Here is a 5569-nt window from a genome sequence, read left to right on the forward strand (position 1 = left end):
ATCACGAGCCGATCCACATTCTGATGAAGGTGGAAACCCACAACCACCCAACCGCCATTTCTCCTTACCCGGGTGCGGCCACCGGCTCTGGCGGTGAAATCCGCGACGAAGGCGCGACTGGTGTGGGTGCCAAGCCAAAAGCTGGCCTGGTGGGTTTCTCCGTATCGAACTTGCGTATTCCGGGCTTTGAACAGCCGTGGGAAACCGATTTTGGCAAGCCAAGCCGCATTGTCAATGCGATGGACATTATGCTGGAAGGCCCGTTGGGCGGCGCGGCTTTTAACAACGAATTTGGCCGGCCGAATCTGGTGGGCTATTTCCGTACCTACGAGCAACAGGTCAACAGCCACAACGGCGTGGAAGTGCGCGGTTACCACAAGCCGATTATGCTGGCCGGTGGTTTGGGCAACATTCGGGCAGATCATGTGCAAAAAGGCGAGATGAAACCAGGCTCCAAGCTGGTGGTGCTGGGTGGCCCGGCGATGAACATCGGTTTGGGCGGCGGTGCTGCTTCTTCGGTGGCGTCCGGTCAGTCGGCGGAAGATTTGGACTTTGCCTCGGTGCAACGGGAAAACCCGGAAATCGAGCGTCGTTGCCAGGAAGTGATCGACCGCTGCTGGCAGCTTGGTGATGACAACCCGATTTGCTTTATTCACGATGTCGGCGCCGGTGGCTTGTCCAATGCTTTCCCTGAGCTGGTGAACGATGGTGGCGTCGGTGGCCGTTTTGAACTGCGCAAGGTGCCGAACGACGAGCCGGGCATGTCGCCACTGCAGATCTGGTGCAACGAGTCGCAGGAACGTTATGTGATGGCGATCCCACCAGAGCGTCTGGCGGTGTTTGAAGACATTTGTCGCCGTGAGCGTGCCCCTTATGCCGTGGTGGGGGAAGCGACTGCCGAGCAGCAACTGGTGCTGTCGGATCAGCATTTTGGCAACACGCCGATTGATTTACCGCTCAATGTCTTACTGGGCAAAGCGCCGAAAATGCACCGGGACGTGCAAAGCAGCCAGACCGCTGGTGAGCCGTTGCAGCTCGATAGCGTCACTGTGGCTGATGCCACCGAGCGGTTGCTGCGCTTACCGACCATTGCCGAGAAAACCTTCCTCATCACCATTGGCGATCGCTCCGTGACCGGTTTGGTGGCCCGCGATCAAATGGTCGGCCCCTGGCAGGTGCCGGTGGCCAACTGTGCGGTGACGGCTGCGTCGTACGACAGTTACCATGGTGAAGCCATGTCAATGGGCGAGCGCACGCCGCTGGCCTTGCTGGATTTTGGCGCTTCTGCCCGCATGGCCGTGGCCGAAGCCATCACCAACATTGCCGCCACCGATATCGGTGAGCTAAAGCGCATTAAACTTTCAGCCAACTGGATGGCCGCGGCCGGTCACCCGGGCGAAGATGCCGGTTTGTACCAGGCGGTGAAAGCCATTGGTGAAGAGTTGTGCCCACAGCTTGGCCTGACCATCCCGGTCGGTAAAGACTCGATGTCAATGAAAACCCAGTGGCAGCAAGATGGCGAGCAAAAAGCCGTTACTTCACCATTATCCTTGGTGATCACCGCTTTTGCCCGGGTAGAAGACATTCGCAAAACCGTGACGCCGCAGCTGCGCACCGACTGCGGTGACAGCAGCCTGCTGCTGATTGATTTAGGCCAGGGTCAGAACCGCTTAGGTGCATCCTGTCTGGCGCAGGTGTATCAACAGCTGGGGCAAGATGTACCGGACCTGGCGTCGCCAGAGCTGCTGCAACACTTCTTTGATGCCATGCAGCAACTGGTGCGTGAGCAGCAAATTCTGGCCTACCACGACCGCTCCGACGGTGGCTTGTTGCTGACGCTGGCCGAAATGGCTTTTGCCGGTAAGGCTGGTTTTGACGTCGATATCGCAGCCCTTGGTCAGGATGACTTGGCAGTGCTGTTTAGCGAAGAGCTGGGCGCTGTGCTGCAGGTTAGCAATGACAAACTGGCGCATGTGCAGCAAGTGCTGGCCGAACATCAGTTGGCTGCCTGCAGCCACCTGCTGGGTTGGGTTAACAGCAGCGACGACATTCTGGTGCGTCGTGGCGATGCCTTGGTGTATCAGCAAAGCCGCACCAAACTGCGCTGCATCTGGGCCGAAACCACCTATCAGATGCAGGCGATGCGGGACAACCCGGATTGTGCCAAACAGGAGTTTGATGCCAAAGCCGATCAGGCCGATCCAGGCCTCAATACCCGCTTAACCTTTGATCTGAACGCCGATATTGCCGCGCCTTACATTGCCAAAGGCGCTGCGCCCAAAGTGGCTATTTTGCGTGAGCAGGGCGTGAACTCGCATCTGGAAATGGCGGCTGCCTTTAACCGGGCCGGCTTCAGTGCCATTGATGTGCATATGAGTGATATTTTGTCTGGCCGGCGTCAGCTTAGCGACTTTGATGGCCTGGTCGCCTGTGGCGGCTTCTCGTACGGTGATGTCTTAGGTGCTGGTGAAGGCTGGGCTAAATCCATTTTGTTCAATGCACAGGCGCGCGATCAGTTTGCTGCTTTCTTCCAGCGGGACAATACCTTCTCACTGGGGGTTTGTAATGGCTGTCAGATGATGTCGAATCTGAAAAGCCTGATCCCCGGCGCTGATTTGTGGCCGCACTTTGTGCGCAACAAATCAGAGCGTTTTGAAGCGCGCTTTAGCCTGGTGGAAGTGCAGGAAACCCCGTCGCTGTTCTTCAGCGGTATGGCTGGCTCGCGCATGCCGATTGCGGTGTCGCATGGTGAAGGCCATGCTGAGTTTGCCAGCCAGCAGGCTTTTGCTGCCGCCAACAACAGTGGCACTGTGGCGCTGCGCTATCTGGACAACTTTGGCAGGGTCACCGAGCAGTATCCGGCCAACCCGAATGGCTCACCGGCGGGTATTACCGCCCTGACCAGCAGCGATGGCCGTGCTACCATTATGATGCCGCACCCGGAGCGGGTATTCCGCACCGTGGCCAACTCCTGGCATCCGGATGACTGGCAGGAAGACAGCCCCTGGATGCGGATGTTCCGCAACGCCCGGGTCTGGCTGGGCTAATGCTGTGATTGAAAACCCGCGCTGGCGCGGGTTTTTGCTATTTTGGGAGAGCAAAAACATGCAACAGACAGCTCGTTTGGTACTGACTGGGTTGTTGCTGTGGCTGCTTGGCAGTTGCAGCGATGCGGCGCTGGAAGTGCCGATTGCCAAGCTGGTGGCCGAACCGGAGCGTTTTAATGGCCATGTGGTGGTGATCACCGGTCAGGTGCAGTCGTTTGACGACCCCAGACATTATTGGCTGGAAGATGAGGCCCACCGTCGGATCGGCATTCACCCGGACAGTTTGGTCCAGGATTTGGTAGGGCAGCAGGTGCGTATTCGGGGCCGCTTTACCGCAAGCCCCAAAGAAGGCCGCCGGATCCAGGTGCATCAGTTGATCCGGCTGCCTGAGCTGAGTGATTAAAGCAGACTGATTAGAACGCGCAGATCTGTGTCCAGCTTTCGTCCGAGCCAGGCGTCGACTGAGTCCACCAATTAGCGCGGTACAGCACCTGCTGGTGTTGCATCAGATCACCCGAGACGGCATGGCTGGGGTTCCCAGCCCAGTCGTTTTGGGTCCAGTTGGGGTAAGCCGGTGCAGTTGCCGGATCATGCCCCTGGCAATCATCCGGCACCGGGTTGGTTTCACCAGCCCGGATATCCAGATTGACAAAGTAGCTGTTGTCCGACAGGTAAAAACGGTTACTGGCTAAATCCGGACTAAGCTGCACGGCGTTATTGCTTAGCACCCCAATCTGGATCAGCGAGCCATGCTGGGCATTGACCTGATTGGCGATATCAAAGGCCCACTGTTGTGGCAACTGCGCGGCATTGATGGTCCAGCTTTGATCAAGCAGCTCCTGACCCTGGCTGTCAAACACCCGCAGCTGGGCACTATCGCCTGCCGCAACCGGTATTTGCAAATCGACAAAGGCGCCTTTATCAAACCAGGCTGGCGGCGGGTCAACCGGATCGCTGCCGCCACCACCGCCGGTAAAGAGTATATCCGAGCAGTTGTAAAAGCCTTCGCCTACCACATCGTTACGTTGCCAGCGGGTATAGAGAATAGCCGGGCCGCTTCTATCCGCTGGCAATGGCACATCAAACAGGTAATAGCCGGCTTCGGCCGGTGTATTGCCAGTTTCATAAATCAAGTCTAAGTCTTCCCAGTGTAGCGGGCGGGCCGCCGGATCAATGCCGGGCTTGGTCAGGAAAAACTGCCAAAAACTCGGGTTGTGCGGGGTGGTAGCCCGAAAACGTACCGGCAACACCGGGGTTTGAGCTAGGTTAATTTCGGTTTTTTGCCAGTGACTGGAGGCGATGTTCATGCCGGCTTTGCGATCATCATTCGCCGCGCACAGGGTGCCATTCGGGATGGCCGCCCGCACTGCAGCTATGTTGTGGTAGTCCCGGATATTGATAGCAAACTCGTGGTGCTGGGTATACATATAGCCGCCCGATTGTTGAAAGGCCGCGCGGCAGGCCAGGTTCGATACGCCGGAGCCATCGGCCGGCCACCAATAGCCGCCATCTTCTTTACAGATTTGCTGACGGGCCTTGGGGTACTCCACATAGCCATGTGCCAGCAGAGCAGGGCTCGCCAGCAAAGTAGCGATGGTGAGTAGTTGTTTCGAATTCAGCTTAGGGTATGTCATTGCTTTCATGATGGTGCCTCTGTTGAACGATGTAGAAAAGCCCGCTGCAACAGCGGGCGTTGTTTTTATTAAGTTATTGTTCTGAGTGTCCGAGGCCCTGATGCATTGAGTTCAGGATGGCGCCATTATCGGCATCGATTTCCCAAGCGAAAATGCCGCCCAGCTGATGCTGCAATATGTAGCTGCCTTTTTCCCGCACCGAGCGTTTGGTATCCAGGCTGATCAGGGTGTTGGTGGTCGGGTTCCAGACATAACTGGCCTTGGCTTCATCGTCCCAGCCGACAGTAAAACCGTTGATGCCACTGGCTTCCGGACCTCCCATAAAGTCGGTTTCAATGGCTTTGTAGTCCATGATGCCGCGCTCCCAGCCGCCGGTGATGCCATCGCCACCTATGCCGCTGAAGGGGTTGCCATCGACCACACCGCTGACATTGGTCCAGCCACGGCCATACATGGCAGCACCCAGGGCGATTTTTTCTGCCGGTACGCCACGGTTGAGCAGGTACTGCACCGCTTCATCGGCGGAGAAGCCGGCAATGGGCGAGTTGTCGGAAGGGTACAGGCCGGTCATATGGCCCAGAGTGCCGCTCCAGGCGCCATAGTAGTCGTAGGTCATCAGGTTGATGAAATCCATGTACGGATGGGCATCTTCCCAGTCCACTACGCTTAGCTTCTGAACCCCGCCACTCATGGCGGCAGCCAGTTCGTACTCGCGGCCGGTTTCCAGGCTGAGTGCATCCAGCGCTTCACGCAGCTCACGCATTAAGATGGCAAAGCCGGCGCCATCCTGTGGGCTGCCCAGTTCGGGCAGGGCACCACCGCCACCAGGGAACTCCCAGTCGATATCGATGCCATCGAAGAAGTCATAGGTGCGGATAAAGTCGATCA

General features: G+C 57.5%; 4 protein-coding genes. 2 read left to right on the forward strand and 2 right to left on the reverse strand.

The window, feature by feature from the left end; all coding sequences use genetic code 11:
• A partial coding sequence (purL, locus tag JJU14_RS15860) for a phosphoribosylformylglycinamidine synthase (protein ID WP_228614694.1) occupies positions 1-3047 on the forward strand: 3047 nt, incomplete at its 5' end.
• A 58-nt stretch (positions 3048-3105) separates the two neighbouring features.
• A complete protein-coding gene (locus JJU14_RS15865; RefSeq protein WP_228614695.1) occupies positions 3106-3450 on the forward strand; it encodes a hypothetical protein in 345 nt (114 codons plus the stop codon).
• Positions 3451-3460: 10 nt separating this feature from the next.
• Here JJU14_RS15865 and JJU14_RS15870 read toward each other — a convergent pair whose 3' ends face one another.
• Both JJU14_RS15870 and JJU14_RS15875 read right to left on the reverse strand, forming a co-directional pair.
• Positions 3461-4690: a lytic polysaccharide monooxygenase gene (locus tag JJU14_RS15870; RefSeq protein WP_228614696.1), complete on the reverse strand. Its 1230-nt coding sequence runs from the start codon at positions 4688-4690 to the stop codon at positions 3461-3463.
• A gap of 64 nt (positions 4691-4754) precedes the next feature.
• Positions 4755-5569: glycoside hydrolase family 18 protein (locus JJU14_RS15875; protein ID WP_228614697.1), on the reverse strand; the 815-nt coding region annotated here is incomplete at its 5' end.

The sequence above is a fragment of the Alkalimonas sp. genome, assembly GCF_020831925.1.
Taxonomy (GTDB): Bacteria; Pseudomonadota; Gammaproteobacteria; order Enterobacterales; family Alteromonadaceae; genus Alkalimonas.